A 24607-nucleotide genomic window follows, 5' to 3' on the forward strand; every position below is an offset into this window, starting at 1 on the left:
GGCAGGGGCTGGAGCGCCCTTTTTGCAGCACTGGGCCGCCGTTGGGGTGGGGGCGGCCCCGCGGGGAATTCGGCGCGGAAAGTCCACGGGAGAGCCCCGCGGGGTCGCGAGATTCCAGGGGAAGAGCGCTGGTTGGAGAGGGCCTCGACGTGACGGCCTGGCGCGGCTGGCCCGGCCTGGTGATCAGCGCATGGCCGAAGGGTCGTCGCGCAAGCGCGAGTCGCAGTGCGGCCAAGAGTCCATGCTGACGCTGGCCCTTCTTCCGTGTTCGACCGTTCTAATGATCGGTTGTCGCGGTTCGCATGCGTCATTGCCACCCAGAGCGCCAGCGGGGCCATCTTCCGAGGAAGTATCGATGATTCACTATCCCTTCGAGCACGACGCGGAGGAGCACGAGCGGCTTCAGCGTCAGGACGATCTCTTCAGGCCGCTGACGCGGAGTTTCTTGGCAGCGGTGGAGGCGGAGGGCGTGAAGCGTGTTCTCGATATAGGCACCGGAACGGGGGCCAATCATGCCGTTCTCGCCGAGCGATTCGGCCCCGGTCTCCACATCACAGGGCTCGACCCGGATCGCGCCGCCATGCAGATTGCGTCGCGGCGGCTTCCACCAGGAGTGAAGTTCTTCGAGCCGGTCCCCGAGTCCATCGAAGAGTATCGACCCGACCAGGCGTTCGATCTGGCGTTCATGCGGTGTGTGCTCATGTACTGCGATGACCCTGTGGCGACCGTGAAGAAGGTCGCGAGCTTCGTTCGGCCGGGTGGCTACGTACTGATCCAGGATGCGGACCACTCCAGCTATTGCCGGACGGAGCCTGAGTCCCTTGAGTTCGCCGCGTTGCATCACGAGATTCAGGGCTATGGCGTGACCGCGGGTGTGCACGAAAACATGGGGCTGAGGCTCGTCGATGTCTTCGTGGATTCAGGACTCACGCCGCGCATGGAGCACCGCGCCAAGCGCCACGACGGGGTGTCCGATCCGAGGATCTTCGCTCTGCTTGGCCGAACGGTCGTCGGCATGCGACGCAAGGCAGCCGCTGTGGGGATTCCGCACCCGGCGGAGATGGACGCGAATGCGATCGCGTCGAGGCTCGAGGCGCTCGCCGCGGGCCGTCGCGTCTTTAGCAGCACGCTGGTCGGCGTTGCGGCGCAGCTTCCGCTCGAAGTCTCCTGAAGCGCGTTCTGCGCGGTACCTGCAGAGGCATGGAACGAGAACGAGCGCGAGCGCTTTACAGCGTCGCGCTCGTTGAGCAGGCACCTCGAATCTCTCCCTGTATCCGGACTACCAGCCGGAGCCGGTCGGGATGTCGGACCAGGTGCCGTACTCCTCATACGACCCTTCCTGATCCCAGCCGCTTTGATCCCAGCCGCCGGGCTGCTGTCCACCCGGCCCCCAGCCGCCGCTGTTCGGGCCCTGGGGGCCGTAGCCGCCCGGGTTCCAACCGCCAGGGTTCATACCGCCGGGGTTCATGCCGCCCGGGTTCATGCCGCCGGGCGCACCCGTCGAGCGCTGAAGCTGAAGCTGGGTGTACCCCATCTCTTCGCTACCGAGCGACCCCGTGATTCCCTGGGCGCCGAGGGTGAGTTCGAGCCTCGCGGGGAACGAGGTCAGCATTTGACGGGAGCGCGCTTCGAGGATGCGGACGTTGGGGCAGCTGAGCGACGCCTTGCCGTTCTGCATGGTGCCGGTGAAGGTCTCCTCGACGAGCAGTTGAACGGTCTGCCCGCTCTCCGGATCCGGGTAGGGGATCGTGCTGGAGTAGGTGGCGCGCACCTGGCCGGTCGCCGGGTCCTGGGTCACGTTGAGCTGGGCGGGGAACTGGATGGGCTGACCGTTGTCGAGCGTGTCGCTGGCCGTGCCGCTCCACTGGCCCTGGAGGGTGTTGGCGGCCGGCTGGCCGGGGAAGCCTGGTTGGTTCGGCTGGCCGGGCTGGCCAGGGAAGCCCGGCATGGCACCAGCGCGGTCCAGCTGGAACTGGGCGAATCCGATCTGCGGGCTTCCGACCTGACCCGAGAGGCGACCGTTCTCGGCCATGAGGCCGATCGAGACGTACCAGGGGCCCTGGGTCTGGCCGGTGTTCAGCACCTGGACGCTGTAGTCCTGGGACTCACCCATGAGGAAGGAGAAGGCGGGGACCGGAGCGGTGGGCTGGCCGTAGGGGTTCTGGCCCTGCTGGGGATAGCCCTGCGGGCTGCCCGGGTTCTGCTGGACGCCGCCGCGGAAGGTGCCGGTCCAGCGGGTCGGGCTGGGCTGGATGTCGGGGGACTGTGCCGGGATCTCGGCGGAGTAGCGCATGCGGTAGCCCTGGCCTTCGCGCTCGACGTCGACGGTGACGGGGAAGGTCATCATCACGCCGCCGGGGAGCGGCCAGGAGGCCTGGCCCTTCCACTGACCGGCGTAGGTGTCGGCCGGCGCGGGGGCCGGCGCGGGGAACTGACCCGGCTGTCCGGGCTGGCCAGCACCGCCCGTCGTGCTGCCGGCCTGACCGTAGGGGGTCGGCTGGCCGTACGGCGCGGGTTGGCCGGCCTGCCCCGTCTGGCCCGTCGGCCCCGTCTGGCCCGTCTGGCCCGTCTGGCCGCCGTAGCCGCGTCCGACGACGGGAGCTCCGCCGGTCTGCGACCCGGGCGAGACGCGGTCACGGGAGCCGAGTCCCTGGGAGAGAGCCGGGGAGGCACTCAGGAGAAGGGCGAGGATGGCAGCGGCGTGGGGGCGGATCGAGGAGGACATGGCGCGAGGGGGTACTTGTGTGTTCGAGGGCGAACCGCGCGACCATCGCCGGCTCACAGAGGCATGCGGGATCCGTCCCAGCGGCTGCCAAGATTCGGTGGGAATCTCCGGACGAGGTCCAAGGGGCTCCCGATGAGCGCACCATGAGAGCCCAGGTTCGGCGTGGGGGCGTGCCGGGCTACCCTTGGCCGCATGAAGCACCCATCGAAGAATCGGCGGCCCGCGCGCCGCACAGCGGCCACGCTCGCGCTCGCAGGAATGACGCTGTTGGCCCACGCGGGCGCCCAGGCCGTGGCCGCGCCACCCGAGGTCGGTGGTCCCGGGAGAGCCTCCGGCGCGGAGGTGAAGCGCGGCCTCCAGCGCAGGACCGACGGGGCGGACAGCGGGCTGACTCTCTTCACTCCGCTGCGCTCGAAGGAGACCTACCTCGTGAACGCTGCTGGCGAAACGGTGCACACCTGGAAGAGCGACTACACGCCAGGGAACTCCGTCTACCTTCTCGAGGACGGCAGCATCCTGCGCACCGCCAAGGATGCGGGCGACGCGCCGTTCCGTGGCGGCGGCGAGGGCGGCCGGATCCAGCGCATTTCTTGGGACGGTGAACTCCTCTGGGACTACCTCCTGTCGAACGAGACCCAGCGCCAGCACCACGACATCGCGCCCATGCCGAACGGCCACGTGCTGGCGATCGTGTGGGAACTCGCGGGCCAGAAGGACGCGATGCGCAACGGTCGCGACAGGGACCAGGTCGGAGAGAACGGCCTTTGGCCCGATGCGGTGATCGAGCTTGCGCCCAGGGGCCTTCACGAAGCCGAGGTCGTGTGGGAATGGCACGCCTGGGATCACCTCGTTCAGGACCGCAACCCTGACTACAAGAACTACTCGGATTCGATCCGCGTGCCCGGCCGCATCGACGTCAACTACGACGTGCTCGCGCGGCCCAAGACCGACGAGGAAGTGGCGAAGGAGAAGGAGGTCGAGGAGCACCTGCGCGGCCTCGGCTACAGCGGCGGCGATGATGAGAGTGACGACCAGGGCGGCGGCCTCGGTACCGGCTCCGATTGGATGCACACGAACAGCATCGACTACGACCCGGCCCACGACCTGGTCGCCATCAGCGTGCGCGAGGCGAGCGAGGTCTGGATCCTCGACCACTCGACGACGACCGCCGAGGCGCGCACCGGCCAGGGCGGCCGCCATGGCCATGGGGGCGACCTTCTCTACCGCTTTGGCCGCCCGTCGAACTACGGGGGCAACGCACCCCGCCAGCTCTTCGCTCAGCACGACGCGCGCTTCGCCAACGTCGGCGATGAGATCCACGTGACGGTCTTCAACAACGGCGGAGGCCGCCCCGGCGGCGATCGCTCGTCGGTCGACGAATACAAGCTCCCCTTCACGCCCGAGGCCGGCTTCGCGCTCACCGAAGACGGCCTGCCCGTCCCCGCCGAACTCGTCTGGTCCTACGACGGCGGCTTGACGAAGCTCTACAACGGCCACATCAGCGGCGCCCAGAGACTCGCGAGCGGCCACACCCTGATGTGCCTCGGCGAGGAAGGCCGAACGATCGAGGTCACGCCCGCGGGCGAGATCGTGTGGGACTACCTCCAGCCGATCGCGTCCCGGGAAGAAGGAGGCCCGGGCGGAGGGCCCCGAGGTCGCCGGGGTCCTCCAGGCGGCGAGCGCCCCGAAGGTCCGCCGCCGGGCGGAGGCCGTCGCGCCCGGCGAGGTCCTGGCCCGGACGGCGGCCGGCCTGAAGGCGGCCCCCCTGGAGCGGGCCCCCCGGAAGCGGGTGGTCCGGGCGTAGGGCGCGGCGGAGGCGGGCCACAAGGCGCATTCGCCATCTTCCGCGTCAACCGCTACCTCGCGGATCATCCGGTGGCGTCGCGCCTCGCTTCTTCCGAACCGAAATAGGTCGACGCAGGCTCTTCGAGTCGCGCGGCCTTTGAGGAACACCGGGATCCAATCGGATCGGGGTTTTCCCGCCGCGGCCGAGCATGGCGAGTTCCGAAATCGCCGCGTAGTATCCAGAGCCAGACCCATTTCCCAAATTTTGACTCACACTGCCATGAACCACTCGCTGATTCGCCTCGCCGCGCTCTCTGCGCTCACCTGCTCCGCCGCTCTCGCTCAGAACGATGACTGCTCGACCGCGATTCCGTTGACCGCCGACGTGGCGGTGGTCTTCGATACGACGGCCGCGACGGCGGGCGTTCCGTTCGCCTGCGCCTCCGGAGGCGCTGCCGATCTCTGGTATAGCTACACCTCGACCGGCACGGGCACGATCGTGACGGTCGCTCTCTGCGGCTCGACGTACGACACGGCCCTCGAGATCTTCGACGGCGATTGCATGGCGCCGAACCTTCTGATCTGCAACGACGACTCCTGCGGACTCCAGAGTTCCGCTGACGTGATGAACGCTGCCGCGGGCATCACCTATCTCATCCGCGTCGGCGGCTTCAACGGTTCGACGGGCATGGGCACGGTTCTCGTGACCGAAGGCACCGTCGCCTGCGCCATGCCCGACGCGTTCGAGGACAGCGACGACTGCGCCACGGCCTTCGCGCTCGGTGACGGGACTTACCCGGGCCTGAACGTGGAGGAATTCGACAACGACTACTACGAGGTCATCGTGGCCAACGGCGCGACGCTCGACGCTAGCATCTTCTTCATCGACGCCATGGGGGACTGCGATCTCTATCTGTGGGATCCCCTGGTCGCCTGTGATACCAACGTGGCAGGGCCGGGGACGGGTACCGGAGCCCTCGCCGTGGGCTTCTCGGCGTCGGACGACGAGACGGTCACCTACACGAACACGACGGGCGCCGATCAGACGCTCGTTCTCGAGGTGGACATGTTCACCGTCGGTGGGTGCAACGAGTACTCACTCACCATCGACGGATCCGGCCCAGGGACGGGTGGCATCGGCACCAACTACTGCATGGCGAACCCGAACTCCACCGGCATGGCCGGGTCCATGTCCGCGACCGGCTCGGCGACAGCCCTCGACAACGACGTGACCTTGACCGCGGCGGGGCTGCCCATGAACGTCAACGGCTACTTCATCACGTCCCAGACGCAGGCGTTCCTTCCGAACCCCGGTGGTAGCGCGGGCAACGTCTGTGTGGGCGGCACGATCGGTCGCTACATCGGAGCGGGTCAAATGCAGAACACGGGTGCGTCGGACTCGTTCTCCCTCGCGATCGACCTCAGCGCGACGCCTCTCTCCATGGGCTTCGGCACCGTCATGGCCGGCGAAACCTGGAACTACCAGGGATGGCACCGCGATTCGGATGCCATGGGCGCGGCGACGTCCAATTTCACCGATGGTCTGAGCGTCACGTACCAGTGACCGTGGATGAGTCCTTCGCTTCCGATCCGGAGGCGAAGGGCTCGAGCGATCGCTTCGTGGCCAAGAATTTCGAAGCGTTCGGTGACCATGCTCGCATCGCGGGGTCTCTCTTTCGAGTCCCACCTCCAACCCCCGTTTCGCGATGCTCGCTTGCTTCCTCGGTGCGCTGTGCCTTTCCGCTTCCTCGCAGTCCTTCGGCTTGGCGGAGATTCTGACGACACGTCAGCCGCTCCGTGAAGACGCGATCCCCACGGACCTCGACCTCGACGGCGACCTCGATCTGCTGACGATCGGAGGTGGCGCGGGACAGCTCGGGTGGATAGAGAACATGGGCTCGGGGCAGTTCGGCGTCCTTCGAGCCATCGATTGCCGGCTCCCCGGCGGTGCGTCCAATCCCACTTCGGCCGCGTGTGAAGACTTCGACGGGGACGGCGTCCTGGATCTTGTCGTGTCGGCCAGAGCCCTCTCGGGACTCGGTAGTCCTCTGATCATGTACCAAGGCCTGGGAGGGGGACAGTTCGGTCCTCCTTCGTCCCTTGCGCTCCCAAGCAATTCCAGCAGCGTGCTTTCCGCCGACCTGGATGGGGACGGACATGTGGACCTCGCTTTCATCGACCTGGCGGCGGGCGTGTCGTGGCTGCGGAATGATGGCGCGGGCGGATTTGCGTTACCGATCCCGCTCGCAGCGCCCGACGGCATCGCGAAGGCACTTCGGCTGGGCGATCTCGACGGCGATGGGCGAGCCGATCTCTACTGGAGCCAAGCGGTGGTTCGGCGCGTGCAATGGGTGAGAAACCTGGGCGGCGGCGGGTTCGGCCCGGCGCAGTCCTTCGGCGGTGACATCTCTCTTGTGGAATCGCTCGCGGACGGGGACTTCGACCTCGACGGGGATCTGGACCTCGTCGTAGGTGCCCTGGGCGGCCTCTACTTGATCGAGAACGTGGGCGGCGGGCAGTTCCTCGATCGTGTGCTCATCCCGAGCGCGCAGTCACGGGTCATCGGTGTCCAGGTGGCGGACCTGGACGGTGACGGTGCTGCCGATCTCGTGGCGGCCGACGGCACGGCCGATTCGTTCGCTTTCTACCGGAATATCGGCAGCGGCCAGTTCGCGCCAGCCGTTTCTCTGGTGGGGACGACCGCCGGCGCGGCGACCGTGCGGATCGCGGATCTCGACGGGGACGGGGACGGTGATCCCATCCATATCGCGGACGACATCACCTGGTTCGAGAATCGAGGGGGCGGCCAGTTCGGCCCGCTCCTTCCCGTCACGCGGTCCGTTCCAGGGCGTCCCTTCGACTTCGACGGCGATGGCGACCTCGATCTCGTCGGGGTGGAGGGCGGCTCCGTCGTGGTCTCGGGGAACCTGGGCGAGGGGGTCTTCGGGAGGCCCATTCCGCTCGTATCCGGGCTCCAGGGCGCCATGGACGCCGTGCTGGTGGACGTCGGCTCCGATGGAGACCAGGACGTCGTCGTGGCGTCGTCTCCGCACTCGACGCTGTTCCAGGTGCTCTGGTTCGAACGTACTTCAGCGGGACTCGAAGCGCCCCGGGTCCTCTATGAGTCGGGTCCCGCGGCGACCTCGAGGCTCGAAGTGCTGAACCTGGACGGGGACGCGGACAACGACGTCGTGCTGTTTCATTCCGGCCCCCTGTCGACGGATCCCGCGACGGTGCTCTGGCTGCGGAACGAGACCGCTGCCGGGACGTCAGGGAGCCTCGAAGCGCAGGCTCCCATGGCGGTTCCCGGACTGAGCAGCCTGGTTTGGAAGGACGTCGACGCGGACGGAGTTCCCGATCTCGTGGCTCGCTCCGTCGGGCTTCCGCTCGTGGCGCCCAGAATTCTCCACTTCCCCGGCGGGGCGAATGGGACGCTCGGTGCGCCGATCGTACTCGCCAGCCTCGGTCCGGAGAGCGGCCCGCAGATCGACCTCGGGGATCTGGACGGCGACGGCGATCTCGACGTCGTGTTTCACCGCGGAACCGGAGGGCAATCCGTGACCTGGTGCGAGAACCTCGGCGCCGGGATCTTCGCGACGCGCGCCTTCATTCGCTCGATCCCCGCCTTCGGCAACGAGATCCTCGCTTTCGACGTCGATCTCGACGGCGACGATGACATTTTCTGCTGGGGCCCGAAGGGCGTTTGGGGGGAACCCAGTGGACGCTGGATCGAGAGTCTCGGCGGAGGCGCGTTCGGTCCCGTGCGTGAGGTCGCCCATGCGAATTGGCTCACCTTGACACGCTCGGCCACGGCCGTGGACCTCGACGGGGATTCGGACCTGGATCTGATCCGCGAATTCGATGGTCTCCGCTGCCTCCAGTTCAACGAGCGATTCCTCGGCACGCTGTATTGCGGGCCGGCGGTTCCCAACTCCACCGGACTCCCCGCCGAGATTCGTGCGAGCGGAAGCGCCGCGATCCAGGTGAATGACGCGGTCCTTCACGCCTCTCATCTTCCCGCTGGATCGTTCGGCTACTTCCTTGTGGCCGATCGCTCGAGCGCGATCGTGATGCCTGGCGGTTCCCAGGGCACGCTCTGCCTCGGCGGCTCGGTCGGGCGCCTGAACCGGGGCCCTGCCGAGATCTTCCAGGCGAATGGCGGAGGTCGTGCCTCCGTGGTACTCGATCTCATGGATCTACCCTCTCCCACGGGGAGCTCCACGGTCGAACCCGGTGAAACTCGATACTTCCAGGCCTGGTACCGCGACGCTCAGCCCACAGCGACGTCCAACTTCACGAACGCCTTGCGGGTGCGTTTTCGCTGGTAGCCTTTCGCCTGGCCGGTCGTCGCCATGCTCTCAGCCTGCAAAATTCCATTTTGCAGGCTGCTCGATGTCTCTGGCGCATCCGCTGACGCGGATGCGGGTCAAGCCTGAGCCATGCTTGCTCAGGCTCTCAGCAGGAGGCCCCGTCACGCGGGGCGCCGCCTTTCGGCGGCAGGCCTCAGCCGCCGCCGCCGCCGCCCGCCAGTCGGGCGAGCGTGGACCGCCTGAGGATCGTAGGGATGAAGAGCGCGCCGATGGCGAGCGCGAGCAGCACGAACGCACCTGTCTTCCCCTGGTCCTCGCCGTAGCGAGCGTTGGTGGGGTTCTTCGGGTCGTAGCGGATGGGCACGGTCTGCCCGACCGCCGTCTCCTCGGTCAGCCCGAGCGTCCGGATCGGCGTCGGGAGCTCCGCCTCGACCTTCATCGATTCCGGGCCTCCGGGCGTGAACTGCACGCGCGCGAAGGTGTCGGCCTGGCCTTCCAGCAGCGCTCGCTTGTCCGTCCGAAGGTCGATCACCGTCGCGCTCGTGACGACGGCGTCCGCGGTGAAGGCGGCGGCGGCCTTGAGCTGGCCGAAGGCTAGGAGCCCGAGCGCCAGCGCAAAGGCCGTGGCGGCGACGTCCGCAGGTGATTTGAGTTTGAGCATGGGTGGAGGTGGGTGGACAGCATACGTCGGCGATACGTGGCCGCGGGCAGTATGCTGCCGGTCTCTTAGGCCATCCTCCCGCGCAGCACGATGATCCCGATCTCCAGCGTCCTCTTTCCGATTCTCCTCCCCGTGGCGGGCGCCGTGCAGGCCGCTCCCCGGCCATCCGACGCGAAGCCCGAGTCCGGTGTGGCCGAAGACGCCCTCGCGGGCCTCGAGTTCCGCTCGATCGGGCCAGCCTTCATGTCGGGGCGGATCTCGGACATCGACGTCCACCCCGGCAAGCAGAGCACCTGGTACGTGTCGGTCGGAAGCGGCGGCGTCTGGAAGACGGTGAACGCGGGCACCACGTGGACGCCGATCTTCGAGGACCAGCCGTCGTACTCCATCGGCTGCCTCACGATCGACCCGAGTGCGCCCGAGACGATCTGGGTCGGCACCGGCGAGAACGTCAGCGGACGCCACGTCGGCTTCGGCGATGGCGTCTACCGAAGCCTGGACGGCGGTGCGACCTTCGAGCCGCGCGGCCTGGAGGCGTCGGAGCACGTGGGCAGCATCGTGGTGCACCCGGAAGACTCAGGAGTGGTGTGGGTCGCGGCGCAGGGGCCGCTCTGGACGGGCGGCGGCGAGCGCGGCGTCTACAAGACGGAGGACGGCGGGCTGACCTGGAACTGCACGCTCTCGGCCGGTCCCTACACCGGAGCCGGGGAGGTCATCATGGACCCCGACGATCCCAACGTGCTCTACGCCGCGCTTCACCAGCGTCAGCGCACGGTCGCGGCGCTCATGGACGGCGGGCCCGAGTCCGGCATCCACAAGTCGACGGACGGCGGCGAGACCTGGACGAAGCTCACCGGGGGATTACCGACGAAGCACGTGGGCAAGATCGGCCTCGCCATCAGTCCCTTCGATACGCGCGTCGTCTACGCCACGATCGAAGAGGGCGAGCGCAAGGGCGGCTTCTGGCGCTCCACGGACGGCGGCGCGAGCTGGACGAAGCAGAGCGACTACCTCTCGGGCGGTACCGGGCCGCACTACTACCAGGAGATCTTCGCGTCGCCGCACGCAACCGAGCGCGTGTACCAGATGGACGTCTGGCTCCACGTCTCCGACGACGGCGGCCAGAGCTTCCACCAGCTCGGCCACGGCGCCAAGCATTCGGACAATCACGCGATCGCCTTCGACCCGAACGATCCGGACTACCTGCTCGTCGGCTGTGACGGCGGCCTCTACCAGAGCTGGGACCACGGCGCGACGTGGAAGTTCGCCGCGAACCTGCCGGTCACGCAGTTCTACAAGGTCGCCGTCGATGATGCGCTGCCGTTCTACAACGTCTACGGCGGCACCCAGGACAACAGCTCCGAAAGCGGCCCGTCCCGTACGCTCAACGCGCACGGGATCACGAACGCGGACTGGAGCGTGACGCTCTTCGCCGACGGCCACGACCAGGCGACCGAGCCGGGTAACCCGAACATCGCCTACGCGGAGTGGCAGCAGGGCAACCTCATGCGCTTCGACCGCGCGACCGGCGAACTCGTCTACGTCAAGCCACAGCCCGAGGCGGACGCGCCCGAGGAACGCTTCAACTGGGACGCGCCGATCCTCGTCAGCCGACACGATCCCGCGCGCGTGTACTTCGCGAGCCAGCGCGTCTGGCGCAGCGACTCGCGCGGCGACGACTGGACCGCCATCAGCGGCGACCTCTCCCACGGCATCGACCGCTTCCGCAAGCCGATCATGGGCGAGGTCTGGGGCCCGGACGCCGCGTGGGACACGCTCGCGATGAGCCGGTTCGGCACGATCACCTCGCTCGCCGAGTCCGCCGTCGACGCGGGCGTCCTCTGGGCCGGCACCGACGACGGCCGACTGCACGTCACGGAGAACGGCGGGGAAAGCTGGCGCGCGATCGACGCGCTCCCCGGCGTCCCCGCGAGCTTCTTCGTCAACGCTGTCAAGGCGGACCGCTTCGATCGAACCACCGCGTACGTGGTGGTGGACGATCACAAGAACGGCGACTACGCGCCATACGTTCTGAAGACGGCCGACCTCGGCGCGACCTGGACGAGGATCACCTCGGGCATCCCGGACCGCCACGTGGCGTGGCGCATCGTCCAGGACCACGTCGACCCGAACCTGCTGTTCCTCGGCACCGAGTTCGGCGTCTTTTGCTCGATGGACGGCGGCGCCGCGTGGCAACCGCTCCAGGGAGGCATGCCCACGATCCCCGTTCGTGACCTGGAGATTCAGGAGCGCGAGAACGACCTCGTCTGCGCCACGTTCGGACGCGGCATCTACATCCTCGACGACTACACCAGCCTCCGCGGTCTGAGCGCCGATGTGCTGTCGAAGGAGGCCGAACTCTTCCCCGTGCGCAACGCGCTCTGGTACCTCCCGAAGCGACCGCTCGGTGCGGGAGCTCCGCTGGGCAAGGCCTTTCAGGGCGACGCCTTCTACGTCGCGCCGAACCCGGACTTCGGAGCCGTGTTCACCTACCACCTGGCGCAGGGCTACCGGACCGCGGCCGAGCTGCGCGACGAAGCGAACGACCGCGCACGGGACGGAGAGGGGACCGCGCCGCCCGCCCCTGGATTCGACGAGTTCCGGCGCGAGCGCGACGAACCGAAGCCGGCGGTCGTGCTCACGATCCTCGACGCGAGTGGCGACGTCGTGACGCGCATCGAAGGCCCCGCGACGAAGGGCTTCCACCGGGTCGCCTGGAACCTGCGCCGACCCGACACGTCCGCGTGGCAGCGCGAGGTCGAGGACGACGAGTGGGACGACGGGGGCGACACCGGCGCGCTCTGCGCTCCGGGGACGTACACCGTGCGCTTCGGGACGCGCGTCGCCGGTCAGTTCGTGGACCTCGGGCTCCAGCAGTCCTTCGTGGTCGAGCCCCTGGGCGGCGGAAGCCTTCCTGGCGCGACGCCGGAGGCGTTCGCGGCTTTCCGCTCGGAGCTGGCCGAGGCGAGCCGCGTTCTGTCCGCGACCGCCGCGACGCTCGCCTCGCAGCGCGAGAAGGTCTCGGCGATCCGCTCGGTCCTGGGCCGGACGCCCGCGCTGTCCCCCGAACTCGGCGCCGAAGTGCAGGGCCTCGAGGATCGCCTGGCGGAACTCCAGCGGCAGCTGAGCGGCGACGAACTGCTCGAGAACGCCAACGAGGCCGGGCCGATGTCGATCCGGGCGCGGCTCTCCATCGCGGAACTCGGGACCGAGTACTCGACCTACGGCCCGACGCCGAACCACCGCAAGGCTCTGGCGATCGCGACCTCCGCCCTCGACGTCGTCGTGCAAGAGATTCGTAGCATCGGGGAGAGTGACCTCGCCCGGCTCGATGCGGCGCTGGATGCTGCCCGTGCGCCCTGGACGCCCGGGCGGTCGCCGCGCTGACACCGTTACGGACCCTTCGCTGGTCCGCTTCTCCCGTTATCTTCTGTCCCCATGAACCAACCGATCGATCGCCGTGCCTTCCTCGTCAAGGGCGGGCTGCTGTCCGCCGCCGCTGCTTCCGCCTCGCCCGCCGCCTGGGCGGCGGGTCTCGCCCGCAACCGGCAGGGCAAACTCCGCCACGCCGCCATCGGCTGCGGCGGCATGGGCGCGACGGATCTCCCGCGCATCGCGTCCCATCCCGACGTCGAGGTCGTCGCGCTCTGCGATATCGACACGAAGATGATCGAGGGAGCGAGGCAGCATGCGCCAGGCGCGAAGGAGTTCCAGGACTACCGCGTCATGTTCAAGGAGATGGCGGGGCAGATCGATTCGTGCAACGTCTCGACGCCCGACCACATGCACGCGGCCATCGCAATGGCCGCGATGGCCGAGGGCATCCACGTCTACTGCCAGAAGCCCTTGACGCGCACGGTCGCGGAAGCGCGCGCCATGGCGAAGCGCGCGAAGGACAAGGGAATCGTCACCCAGATGGGGATCCAGAACCACTCGAACGCGAACTACGCGGCGGCGAAGGCGCTGTTCGATCAGGACCTCATCGGCAAGATCTACGAGGTGCACGTCTGGTCCGATCGCCCGGCCGGCTGGTGGCCCCAGGGAGTCGAGCGCGACTCGGGTTCGGATGAGATCCCAGAGAACGTCGACTGGGATCTCTGGCTCGGCATCGCCCCGGAGCGCCCTTTCCTGAAGGGCAAGTACCACCCGTTCCAGTGGCGCGGTCGCGAAGACTTCGGCACCGGTGCCCAGGGCGACATGGCATGCCACCTGATGGATCCGGCGACCTGGTTCCTGGGGCTCGGCAACCCGCTGACGATCCGCTCCGATGGGCCGGCACCGAACGGCGAGAGCTTCCCGCTCTGGTCGCGCGTGCACTACACGTTCCCGCCGAACAAGATGACGATGCCGGGCCCGATCCCGCTCACGTGGCACGACGGGGGTAAGAAGCCACCCGTCGACCTTCTGGCCGAGCACGGCATCACCCGAGAGGAGCTGCCCGCGAACTCCTGCCTGTTCGTCGGCACCGAGGGTGCCCTCGTCGCCAACCCCTACGGCACGCCCGTCCTGCTTCCGAACTCCAAGTTTGCGGACCACGAGATTCCGACGCCTCCCGCGAAGGATCACTGGCACGAGTGGGTCAACGCCTGCCTCGGACGCGGCGAGACGACGGCCCCGTTCTCCTACAGCGCGCACCTGACCGAGGTCGCCCTGCTCGGCAACATCGCGCTGCGCTTCCCGCACCAGACGCTGCGCTGGGACGCCGAGGCGATGAGCTTCCCGGAGACGCCGGAGGCGAACGAGCACCTCGCGCCGTCGGTGCGCGAGGGCTGGAAGATCGACGGGATGTAGCGCTGGAGGCCTACTCGCGCGTTTTGCGACGCGCGGGCGGGGCCGTAGGCCGCGTCTTACGAAGCCCATACTGCGGGCGCGACCCAGCTGGCTCTTGGCGGCGAATAGGTGGTTGGAGCACCGTAAACTGAAGCTCCCCCGGCCCTCTCCACCTACTCCGCATGCAACTTCGCTCTCTTCTCGCCGTCGCCGCTGTCGTCCTGATCGCCGCGGTCGGCTGGTTCGTCCTCCGGACAGAGCCTACCGCCGCCCCGATCGGGACGATCGAGCAGTCGCTCCAGCCACCGGACGCGCCTTCCCCACAGCGAGGCGACGAACTCGCCGAACTCGGGGTCCGCGCCGCGGCCTCGGATTCGGGGCGAGAGGCGGTTGCAGTGGCACCGATCGCGGTGGATTCGATCGAGGAGGAGCATCCCTGGGCGGGCATGCTCGCGGGCCTCACGGGCCGGCTCGTCGAGAAGGACGGAACGCCGGTTCCGTCCATGCGGGTGGAGCTGATCGAGGCGGATGCCTCGGTGCTCTTCGGCTCCGAGCACGCGGCGCTCGGCACCCCGGAGCTCGAGATCGGCGAGACGTTCACGGACAGCGAAGGACGCTTCCTCTTCGAGGGCGCGCGCGACGGCTCGTTCCACGCGCTCAATATCGATCGCGGCGGCGGCCGGGCCACGATCCGACTGGTGGAGCAGTCCGTGGAGAACCGGACGCTGACGGACCTCGGGGACATCGTGCTCGACGAGTACGGAACGCTCATCGGCACGGTGATCGACGAGGACGGGGAGCCCGTGGAGGGCGCGCGCGTCCGCGCCACCGTGATCCCGGAGATCGTCGTGCAAACCGGTGTGCTCGACGTTCGTGAAGGCATCGTCGTGACGAGCAAGGACGAGGCCGAGGAAGGGGGGCTGGCGATCGAGCCGCCGAGGTCTGCCTTCGCGCTCCTCGACCGCATCCCGATCCCCACGACCACGACGCTGGCGGACGGTTCTTTCCGTCTGGAGGGCGTCCCCCTCGGACGCGTTTCCGGCGGCGTCGATCTCCCCGGGCACATCGCCGCGACCATCGGCCCGATCGAGGTGACGCCGACCGAGGTCGATGTCGGGGAACTCGAGCTGCTCTTCGGCCGGACCGTCACGGGAACGGTCAAGGACCTCGCGGGCGAGCCCGTCAGCGGCGTCAGCGTCTGCGCGGGCGCCATGCATCCGCTCTTCGGCGTCGCCATCATGCAGCCCGGTGGCGTGACGGACGAGAACGGCCTCTTCAGCGTACCGGGCGTGCCGGAGAACGGCAGCCTCGTCGGCGCCATCCGGCGGCATCGGTCCGAGAGGTGGACGCTCGGCGAGGCGACTCCGGGGACCGACACGATCGACTTCGTCCTTCCCACCGCGGGGAAGATCATCTGCACCCTTCTGGACGAAGAGGAAGAGCCCGTGCCCGGTGCCGACATTCTCGTTCGTCTGAGCGCCGAGTCCGGGAACGAGATGGCCTGGATGACCAACATCGCCCTCGCTGGCCGCATGCCGATGATGCAGACCAAGGCGAAGGCCACCGAAACGCCCGGCGTGTACGTCGTCGAGGACCTGTCGCTCGGGAAGTGGACGATCGAAGCGCGGGTGCCGGGGCGCGCCACGGTCCGCAAGGAAGTCGAGCACCGGGGCGGGGAGACGCTCGTGCGCATGCAGTCGCCCAAGGGTCAGATGCTGCGCGTCGTGGTGACCGACGAGATCACGGGCGAGCCGATCAAGAGCGCGCACGCGACGCTTCTGGGCCCGGAAGGCTTCCTGTTCACCGCGTTCGCCTCGGCGTTCACGGGCAAGGACGGCTCGACGGAGCTCGGGCCGCTCGCTCCGGCATGGCGCGACCAGGCACTGGCCAACGCCGTCTGGATGAAGGACACGATCGTCTCGGTCGAGCATCCCGAGTATGGGAAGTCGAAGATGACGGTGCCCGAGGGCGTCACCGAGGTGGCGATCGCGATGCCGCCCGCTTGCACGATCGAGGGAGTGGTCACCTGGGGCGGCGGTTCGCCTGGCAACGTCTACATGGTGACGGTTCGCTGGAACGATGACAGCGACCCGATGGCCCAGTTCATGATGCTCCCGCGCACGGCGCTCACGAACCTGGAGGGCCGCTTCAAGGTCACGGGGCTCGCGCCCGGGGACTACGAGGTCGTCCTGATGGAGCGCTACTTCGAGGGTAACCCGCTCCAGCTGCTCCTCGATCAGAAGGAGCCGACGATGGTCGACAAGACCAGCGTGGCGGTGGAGCCCGAGGCGCCAGCGGTGCTCGCCTTCGATCTATCCGTGGACGGGCAAGGTCCCTCCGGGACGTTCGAAGGCCGCGTCACGGTCGACGGGAACGCCATCTCCGGCGCCGAGGTCAAGGTCGGCCGGCGCGATCCCGACGTGTACTACACCGACGGCTTCGGGGAGTTCGAGACCGAGCCCTACTCGATCATCAACAGTCAGCGCATCGTCATCGTCGCGGACGTTCCCACGGCGGACGGCGGGACCGCGCGGGAGGAGGTCTACAACAACTGGCAGCGGCCCAAGGACGGCGAGGTCACGCGCATCGACGTCGAGCTGAGCTACACGCCGATCCGGATCCAGGTCGTCGATGCGGCGACCGGCGCCGGCGTCCCGGACGTCAAGCTGCGCCTTTCCGGGGAGGGTCGGTGGCGAGGTCGCCGCGGCGGGAACGACATGAAGACGGACTCGCGTGGCGAAGCCGATACGGTGCTCCCGGACAAGAAGACCTACTCGCTCGTGGCGACGAGCAAGCTCTACGCGCAGGCGTCGGTTCAGGTCTCCGCGGGCACGGTGAAGGACGGCCTCGTGAGAATCGAGATGCGACCGGCGGTCCCATGTGCTGGGCGCGTGACTCTCCCGTCGACGGTCGAGACCCAGGGCAAGATGTACCTCAACGTGACGGCGCCCGGCTTCGAAGGGGACTGGGCCGAGATCGATCGTGAGGAGCTGACGTTCGAACTCGCGCGCATGGCGCCCGGCGACTACGAGGCGCGCGTCTGGAGCGGGCCAACGGGCGGGATGCTCACGACGAAGTTCACGCTGCAGGAGGGCGGCGATACCGGTCTTCTCCTGGAGTTCGTGGCGGAAGGCGAGGCTGACTGAGCCTTCGAAGGGGACTTTCGTGGGGGCGACGGCGGTCCGTGTGGGCTAACTTACGGGGCATGTCCCGCCTGCCTTCTGAACGAGCGTCCGATTCCCTGACCGGGAAGTCGTCGGGGTCCTTTGACCTCGACTTCCATCGCGATCCGGCGATCCTCGCGGCGCTGGGGACCGACCTCGGGCTCGGGGTCTTCTCCGTCGACACCGCCGGGCGCTTCGTGGGCTGGAGCGACGGCGCCGAAGCGATCACAGGGTACGCGCGCGGCGAAGTGCTCGGGCAGCCGTGCCGGCTGCTCGAGGGGCCGAACTGCAAGGGCTTCAGCGGGCTCGCGGAGATCCTTGCCGCCGCCAGTCCTGAGGTCCATGGGATGGAGAATCAGGAGTGCCGGATCCTGACCAAGCGGGCCAGCGAGCGGCACCTGCTCGGCAACGTCAAGGTCCTGCGGGACTCGGCGGGCGAGACCTACGGTGCGATCGGCGTGTTCTCCGATATCACCGACGTGCTTCGGGTGAATGCCCCCGAGGCGGATCGGTCGGGGGCCGCGGGAAGGGCGGGGCTCGTGGGCACCAGCCGCGCGATGGAGGAGATTTTCCGCCGGATCCAGCTCGCCGCCGACAGCGACGTGACCACGCTGATCACCGGTGAGTCGGGCACCGGCAAGGAGCTGGCGGCGCGCGCGATCCATGGGCTCAGCGACAGAAAGGACCGGCCCTTCGTCGCGATCAACTGCTCGGCGATCCCGGAGGGACTTCTGGAGAGCGAGCTGTTCGGCCACGCGAAGGGAGCGTTCACTGGCGCGATCCGCGATCGAGCCGGCGTGTTCCAGTCCGCGGACGGCGGGACGCTCTTCCTCGACGAGATCGGCGAGGTCAGCCCTCACATCCAGGTGAAGCTTCTGCGGGTGCTCCAGGAGCGCGTCGTCCAGCGGGTGGGGGACGACCGCCCGATTCCGGTCGACGTTCGACTGCTGACGGCGACCAATCGTGACCTGCACGAAAGCGTGGCCGAAGGGTCGATCCGCGACGACTTCTACTACCGAATCCGGGTGTTCGACATCCGGATGCCCGCGCTACGCGAGCGCGCCAGCGACATCCCTCTCCTCGCGCGGCACTTCGTCGAGGAGGTTTCGCGCGCCCGCGGCAAGTCGGTGGACGGCATCGCCCACGATGCGCTGGAAGCGATGGTGCGCTACTCGTGGCCGGGCAACGTGCGCGAGCTTCACAACGCGATCGAGTACGCGATGGTCGTCCAGCGCGGCGATACGCTGGGGCTACTGGACCTCCCCGAGGACGTCCGTGGACGCTCGCAGGGCGGCGCCGCGTCGCTCGGGCAGGCGCCGCGGACGCCCGATGAGGAGGCCGAGCGCATGCGGATCCTCCGGGCCCTCGACGACCACGGCTGGAATCGTTCGCGGGCCTCGGAGAGCCTCGGGATCAGTCGCGTGACCCTGTGGAAGAAGATCCGGCGCTACGGGATCGACGAGGGCGTGTTCAAGCGGGGGACGCGGGGCTGAAGGCCGGCGCGACAGAGGCGTTCATTCTGTTCATGTGTAAATCCCCGAGGGGTTAGCAAGGGGGTTTACAGCCCTGAACGCCGGGGGGGCGGTGAGGGGGCGGCGAGGAGCCGCTGAAGAGCTTCAAGTGACTGTCTGGAAAGGCTTTGCGGCCACTCTGGTGAGGCGTTCCTGAGCGTGGCACGCAAGGTGCTAACCGGTGGGTCCCGAGTACGATCGGGATCTCACCCCATTTTCAAGGAGCCCAACCATGAACGACGAAGCCCCCCGCCCGACCCTTCCGCGACTCAACGAACCCGCGCCCGATTTCGACGCGGAGACCACTCACGGTCGGATCAAGCTGGAGGACTACGCGGGCCGCTGGCTCGTGCTGTTCTCGCACCCCGCGGATTTCACTCCGGTCTGCACCACGGAGTTCATCGCCTTCGCTCGTGCCCACGAGCGGTTCCAGGAGTTCGAGTGCGACCTCCTCGGTCTTTCGATCGACAGCAAGTACTCGCACATTGCCTGGGTGCGCAACATCGAGGAGAAGTTCGGTGTCCAGATCCCGTTCCCGATCATCGAAGACCTCTCGATGAATGTCGCGAACGCCTACGGGATGATCCAGCCCGGAGCCAGCGACACCTCGGCGGTCCGCGCGACCTTCGTGATCGATCCCGACGGCGTGTTGCGGGCGATGGTGTACTACCCGATGAGCAACGGCCGCTCCGTCGACGAGTTCGTGAGGCTCGTGCAGGCACTGCGCGCGACGGTCGAGCACAAGGTGGCGACTCCGGAGAACTGGCACCCTGGCGACGCTGTCATCGTGCCTCCTCCGCAGACCGTTGAGCAGGCGGCCCGCGTCGGGTCGGCTGGCTACGAGACCACCGACTGGTACTTCTCGAAGAAGACGCTTCCGATCGACTGAGCCGCGCATTCACTCCAGGAGACCCTCCCATGATCATCAAGCAGTTCTACCTCAGCTGTCTCGCCCACGCGTCATACATCATCGTGGACGAGCGAACCAAGACCGCCGCCGTCATCGATCCCCAGAGGGACATCGAGCAGTACCTCGACGAGGCGGAGAAGCTCGGCGCGACCATCAAGTACGTTCTGCTCACGCACTTCCACGCGGACTTCGTGGCGGGGCACCTCGAGCTTCGGGACCGCGTGGGCGCGCGCATCTACCTCGGCGCGAGCGCCGAGGCGGAGTACGACTACACGCCGCTCAAGGACGGTGATGCCCTGGAGTACGGGGATGTGCGTCTGCGCGTGCTCGAGACCCCGGGGCATACGCCAGAGGGCATTTCGATCGTGGCCTTCGATCTCACGAAGAGCGCTGAGACGCCGGAAGCCGTGTTCACGGGCGACACGCTCTTCGTGGGAGACGTCGGTCGACCGGATCTCATGGCGTCGATCGGCGTGACCGCCGATGAGCTGGCGAGCGCACTCTACGACTCGCTCCGCCTGAAGTTGATGGCGTTGCCGGACGAGACGCTCGTCTATCCAGCGCACGGCGCAGGGTCGATGTGTGGGAAAAATCTGGGCAAGGAGACGTTCTCCACGATCGGTGAACAGCGGCGGACGAACTATGCGCTCCAGCCGATGAGCCGCGAGGAGTTCAAGGCCGTCGTGACCGAGGAGCAGCCAGAGGCGCCGGCGTACTTCAGCCACGACGCGGTCATGAACAAGAGCGATCGCGTCACGCTGGACAGGAACCTGGACCGGGTCCTGCGCGCCCTGACCCTCGACGAGGTGCTGGAGGAGCATGGGAGCGGGGCTCTCCTGCTCGACGTGCGCGATCCCGCGGACTTCGCGGGCGCGCATCTCGCGGGCAGCATCAACATCGGGCTCAACGGGAAGTTCGCGACCTGGGCCGGCACGCTGATTCACCCCAAGGAGAAGATCGTGATCGTGGCGGAACCCGGGACGGAGCGCGAGGCCGCGATGCGGCTCGGACGTATCGGTCTCGATCAGGTGGCCGGCTACCTCGACGGAGGCATGGGCGCGCTGCGTTCGCGGCCCGAGCTGGAGAGGTCGATCGAGCGTCTGACGGCGCCGGGGCTCGGCGAGCGGCTTGCCGAGAAAGCACCTCCGCTCGTGCTGGACGTCCGGACGGATGGGGAGCGTGAGGCGGGCCGCATCGAGGGCAGCCTCCACATTCCGCTTCCGCATCTGGCGGCGCGGGTGAAGGAGATTCCACGGGACCGTGAACTCGCGGTCGTGTGCGCGGGGGGCTACCGCTCGTCCATCGCGGTGAGCCTCTTGCTGGGCTGCGGATTCACGGAACTCGCCGACGTGATCGGTGGCATGGACGCCTGGGGCGCCAGTCAGCTGCCGACGGCGGGTGCCGGCGGGAGTGCCTGTAGCCTTTCGGCGACGCTGTAATTCCGCGAGGCAGCGTCCGACGCCGCGATTCCCTATTCTACTTCGCCCAAAGACCTCTTTCCGTCCTGACCTTGTCTGCACCCACCGTCCAACCGACCGCGCTCCACGGCTCTTCGCCCGGTGAGTGGTTCCTCCTCGATGTCCGCACGCCCGGAGAGTTCTCCAGCGCGTACATCGATGGATCCGTTCTCGTACCTCTTCCTGAACTGCAGGGGGCGCTGGCGACGATTCGCGAGCAGGCCGCAGGCAAGCCGATCGCGATCGTCTGCCGTACCGGCCGTCGCGCGTTCGAAGCCCACCGGGTGATGCAGGGCCAGGGTCTGAAGGATCCCCACGTGCTCGAAGGCGGCGTGGTCGCCTGGAAGGCGGCCGGGTATCCGCTGCTCGGTCAGAAAGGGCCGATGCCTTTGGAGCGTCAGGTCTCGGCCGCTTCAGCGGGGATGGTCGTCACGGGTGTCGCGCTCGGGTTCCTGGTGAATCCAGCCTTCTTCTGGTTCGCGGGCGCCGTCGGTGCGGCGCAGCTGCTCTCCGCTCTCTCCGGCACCTGCCCCATGGGGCCGATGCTGGCGCGCATGCCCTGGAACGCGTCGAAGAACGCCAGCGCGGGGAGCTGAGCCATGTGGTTCGCCCTCGCCGGTGCCCTCGCCGTGGGACTCTGTCTCGGGTTGCTCGGCTCCGGCGGGTCGATCATCACGGTGCCGCTGCTCACCTACCTGGTGGGGCAAGAAGAGAAGGTCGCGATCGCCGGTTCACTCGGCATCGTCGGGTCCATTGCGATGGTCGCGTCGATCCCGTACGCGCGCCGCGGGCTCATCGACTACCGGAGCGTCGTCCTCTTCGGGATACCCGGAATGGCGGGCGCGTTCCTCGGCGCGTCGCTGTCGAGGTTCGTTTCGGGCAGTGTCCAGCTGGCGGTGTTCGCGGGTCTCATGATCGCCGCGGCGTTCCTGATGCTACGGCCGATCAAGCCGCCCGATCCCGCGGGCGGGCCACCTGCGAAACCCCATACTCCGCTGGGGATGGTCCTCGAAGGGATCCTCGTGGGAACCATCACCGGCTTCGTCGGCGTCGGCGGCGGGTTCATGATCGTGCCCGCGCTGGTGCTCCTCGTCGGGCTCCCGATGCACCGCGCCGTCGGTACCAGCCTGATGATCATCGCGCTGAATGCCTTCACCGGCTTCTACCGCTACCAGGGCGTCCTGCGCGATCTCGATCTGAAGCTCGACTGGACGGTCATCGGTCAATTCTCGGTGCTGGGCGTGGCGGGTAGCTTTGTGGGACGAGCGCTGGCGAGCAAGCTGCCCCAGCAGTCGCTGCGGCGGGTGTTCGCCGTCTTCCTGCTGGTGGTGAGCGCCTACATCCTGTGGCGCTCTTGACGGGCCAGCCCTCGACTGCGCGCTAAAGTGCGAGACCACCCGCGCCCTTTCGGGTCACAGGTGGTCTCGCAGTTCGTCGAAGGGGGCCCCGACTGGTGGACCTGGCTACTGGACCTGGACGTTGTCGACGTAGCCGCGCTCGTTGTTGCGGTTCGCGTTGGTACGGAACTCGATTCCGATCGTGCCGGAAACGCCCGTGAGGGTGCGCGACGCCGTCGTGAACGCTGTCGCCGTCGAGGAGACGGTCACGGGACCTCCTGAGCCGCCCGAGAGGATCACCTGGATGTTCTCCCCTCCGTCGAAGCCACTGGTGCGCCAATCCCAGCTCACGTCCACGGACGTGGCTGAGCCGACGTTGATCGTGCGGGACATCGAACTGGTGCGGCGCAGCTCCGCCGAGAAGGCTCCGGTGCTCGCCGTGGTGCCGACCCGAACGTTGCTCGAGGTGGACCAGCCTGAGAGGCTGCCGCTTTCGAAGCCGTCGAAGAAGATCGTTCCGCCGCCCGTGTCCGCGGCGGTCGTGAAGCTCCAGAGGCTACCGGTCGTGGTGCCCTGGGTGTTCTCGGAGTCGACGCGCCAGTAGTAGGTGGTCGACGCGGCCAGCGCCCCGGGACCGAAGGAGGTCGAGGTCTGGTTCGCGGAGACGAGGGCCGGGTTCGTGGACGTTCCGAAGTACACGTCGTACTGGGTGGCACCGGAAGCGGCCGACCACCCGAGGCTCGCGTTTTGCGCGACGCCCGAAGCGCCGTTGGCGGGGGAGGGGCCGGACACCTGGTCCGGAACCGTGCCGCCGGTTCCACCGCCTTCCCACGTGGTCAGGTCGACACGCCAGTTCTCCAGCGTGCAGCGCATTCGGTACGCCTGTTCCAGGGAGAAGGAATCCATGCACGCATCCTCGGAGTAGTCCATGTAGTTGCGCACCGGGTCAGGGCTCCCGCACGTCGAGCGTTCCGACGGCGAGCACGCGCTGTAGTTCGGCGAGCTCTCCGGGTTGGTGTCGCAGCAGAAGTCGCCGCTCGTGTTGCAGTTGCTCGTGCCGCAGCCACCGTCGAACGTATGGAAGAGCCCGAGGTAGTGGCCTACCTCGTGGGTGCCGGTGCGGCCGAGGTTGTAGGGGACGTAGTTGGTGTTGCCGATCGAGTTCCAGAGGAGCCGAACGCCGTCGAAGCTCGATCCGACGACACCCCCGCCGTTCGGGACGTAGGCGTAACCGAGGTTACCGCCTGCGGTGTTCGAGTAGATGTTCAGGTAGCGGTTCGTGTCCCAGCCCACCGCGCTCGCGTAGTCGCCGCGGTCGTTGTAGTAGGACCTGTTCCGGGTGCGCGTGATCCCGGACGTCGGGTTGCCCTGGGGATCCTCCGTGGCGAGGTGGAACTGGATGCGGCTGTTGGTGAGCGCCGCGAAGTCCTGGTTCAGGATGTCGATCTGCTCGTAGATTCGTGCGTCCGGGATGTTCCCAGCACCGCTCGTCGAATACAGCACGTGGAATGCGACTGGGATGTCGTAGACCGTGGCGGAGCCGCCGCTCGGGTCGTAGACCGGATTCGGGAAAGAGCCGCTGTTGGTGCAGTCGCTCTGGGATCCCAGGAACGCTATCTCCGGCGGGTGAACGAGCCGGTCGAATCCGCATCGCATTCCGTGGCGGAAGAAGAAGGATGAGCGCAGATACTCATCCCAGGTGTCGTAGACGTACGTCCCCTGCCCGTCCGCAGCCACGATCTCGCCCCCCTCGAGTTCATACACCGAATGGCCTGCTATCGAGGCGCTTGCGTCAGGGAGCTGGGCCACGGCTGAGGCACAGAGGGCGACTCCGAGAATCGCAGTGGAGAAGGCGAAGAGAGGACGGCTCATGAAAGACCTGGGTTGAGTTGTGTGAGTCGAGTGGATCGACGGATGAAGAGCGGCAGGCTCCCGTCGGACGCTAGGCCCTGGGCGTGGAGTTCGCAAGGAGGCTCC

The 24607-nt window shown here is 67.7% G+C and carries 15 protein-coding genes; 12 read left to right on the top strand and 3 right to left on the bottom strand.

Annotation, left to right across the window (positions count from 1 at the left end; genetic code table 11):
• Window positions 1–355: 355 nt before the first annotated feature.
• Window positions 356–1171 carry a class I SAM-dependent methyltransferase gene (locus Poly30_RS28175; protein WP_419191015.1) on the top strand — a complete coding sequence of 272 codons (816 nt, stop codon included), beginning with the start codon at window positions 356–358 and terminating at the stop codon, window positions 1169–1171.
• 108 nt (window positions 1172–1279) lie between these two features.
• On the opposite strand, the gene Poly30_RS06030 is transcribed toward Poly30_RS28175, so the two are convergent.
• Window positions 1280–2725, bottom strand: coding sequence for a hypothetical protein (locus tag Poly30_RS06030; RefSeq protein WP_145195291.1), 1446 nt, complete (start codon window positions 2723–2725; stop codon window positions 1280–1282).
• A 192-nt stretch (window positions 2726–2917) separates the two neighbouring features.
• Between Poly30_RS06030 and Poly30_RS06035 the strand changes: the two genes are divergently transcribed.
• The 3 genes from Poly30_RS06035 (at window position 2918) to Poly30_RS06045 (ending at window position 8838) form a co-directional block, all read left to right on the top strand.
• On the top strand, window positions 2918–4636 hold the full coding sequence (locus tag Poly30_RS06035; protein WP_145195293.1) for an aryl-sulfate sulfotransferase: 1719 nt from the start codon (window positions 2918–2920) through the stop codon (window positions 4634–4636).
• Window positions 4637–4790: 154 nt separating this feature from the next.
• Entirely contained in the window at window positions 4791–6074 is a 1284-nt protein-coding gene (locus tag Poly30_RS06040) for a hypothetical protein (protein WP_145195295.1), read from the top strand.
• Between the two features lie 142 nt (window positions 6075–6216).
• Window positions 6217–8838, top strand: coding sequence for an FG-GAP repeat domain-containing protein (locus tag Poly30_RS06045; protein WP_145195297.1), 2622 nt, complete (start codon window positions 6217–6219; stop codon window positions 8836–8838).
• Window positions 8839–9013: 175 nt separating this feature from the next.
• Here Poly30_RS06045 and Poly30_RS06050 read toward each other — a convergent pair whose 3' ends face one another.
• Window positions 9014–9481, bottom strand: a complete 468-nt coding sequence (locus Poly30_RS06050; protein WP_145195299.1) for a DUF3592 domain-containing protein — start codon at window positions 9479–9481, stop codon at window positions 9014–9016.
• A 90-nt stretch (window positions 9482–9571) separates the two neighbouring features.
• Here Poly30_RS06050 and Poly30_RS06055 point away from each other — a divergent pair, with 90 nt between their 5' ends.
• The 8 genes from Poly30_RS06055 (at window position 9572) to Poly30_RS06090 (ending at window position 22651) form a co-directional block, all read left to right on the top strand.
• Window positions 9572–12868, top strand: a complete 3297-nt coding sequence (locus tag Poly30_RS06055; protein ID WP_145195301.1) for a VPS10 domain-containing protein — start codon at window positions 9572–9574, stop codon at window positions 12866–12868.
• A gap of 51 nt (window positions 12869–12919) precedes the next feature.
• Window positions 12920–14272: a Gfo/Idh/MocA family protein gene (locus Poly30_RS06060; RefSeq protein ID WP_145195303.1), complete on the top strand. Its 1353-nt coding sequence runs from the start codon at window positions 12920–12922 to the stop codon at window positions 14270–14272.
• Between the two features lie 161 nt (window positions 14273–14433).
• Window positions 14434–17397, top strand: a complete 2964-nt coding sequence (locus tag Poly30_RS06065) for a carboxypeptidase-like regulatory domain-containing protein (RefSeq protein WP_145195305.1) — start codon at window positions 14434–14436, stop codon at window positions 17395–17397.
• Window positions 17398–17456: 59 nt separating this feature from the next.
• Window positions 17457–18908 carry a sigma-54 interaction domain-containing protein gene (locus tag Poly30_RS06070; protein WP_145195307.1) on the top strand — a complete coding sequence of 484 codons (1452 nt, stop codon included), beginning with the start codon at window positions 17457–17459 and terminating at the stop codon, window positions 18906–18908.
• A gap of 250 nt (window positions 18909–19158) precedes the next feature.
• Window positions 19159–19815: a peroxiredoxin gene (locus Poly30_RS06075; protein WP_145195309.1), complete on the top strand. Its 657-nt coding sequence runs from the start codon at window positions 19159–19161 to the stop codon at window positions 19813–19815.
• 29 nt (window positions 19816–19844) lie between these two features.
• A complete protein-coding gene (locus tag Poly30_RS06080; RefSeq protein ID WP_145195311.1) occupies window positions 19845–21275 on the top strand; it encodes an MBL fold metallo-hydrolase in 1431 nt (476 codons plus the stop codon).
• Between the two features lie 71 nt (window positions 21276–21346).
• A complete protein-coding gene (locus Poly30_RS06085; protein ID WP_145195313.1) occupies window positions 21347–21889 on the top strand; it encodes a rhodanese-like domain-containing protein in 543 nt (180 codons plus the stop codon).
• 3 nt (window positions 21890–21892) lie between these two features.
• Complete coding sequence (locus Poly30_RS06090; protein WP_145195316.1) at window positions 21893–22651, top strand: sulfite exporter TauE/SafE family protein; 759 nt, start codon at window positions 21893–21895, stop codon at window positions 22649–22651.
• 105 nt (window positions 22652–22756) lie between these two features.
• On the opposite strand, the gene Poly30_RS06095 is transcribed toward Poly30_RS06090, so the two are convergent.
• Window positions 22757–24502, bottom strand: a complete 1746-nt coding sequence (locus Poly30_RS06095; protein ID WP_419191016.1) for a zinc metalloprotease — start codon at window positions 24500–24502, stop codon at window positions 22757–22759.
• Between the last annotated feature and the right edge of the window lie 105 nt (window positions 24503–24607).

The sequence above is a fragment of the Saltatorellus ferox genome (assembly GCA_007751475.1).
Classification (GTDB): Bacteria; Planctomycetota; UBA1135; order UBA1135.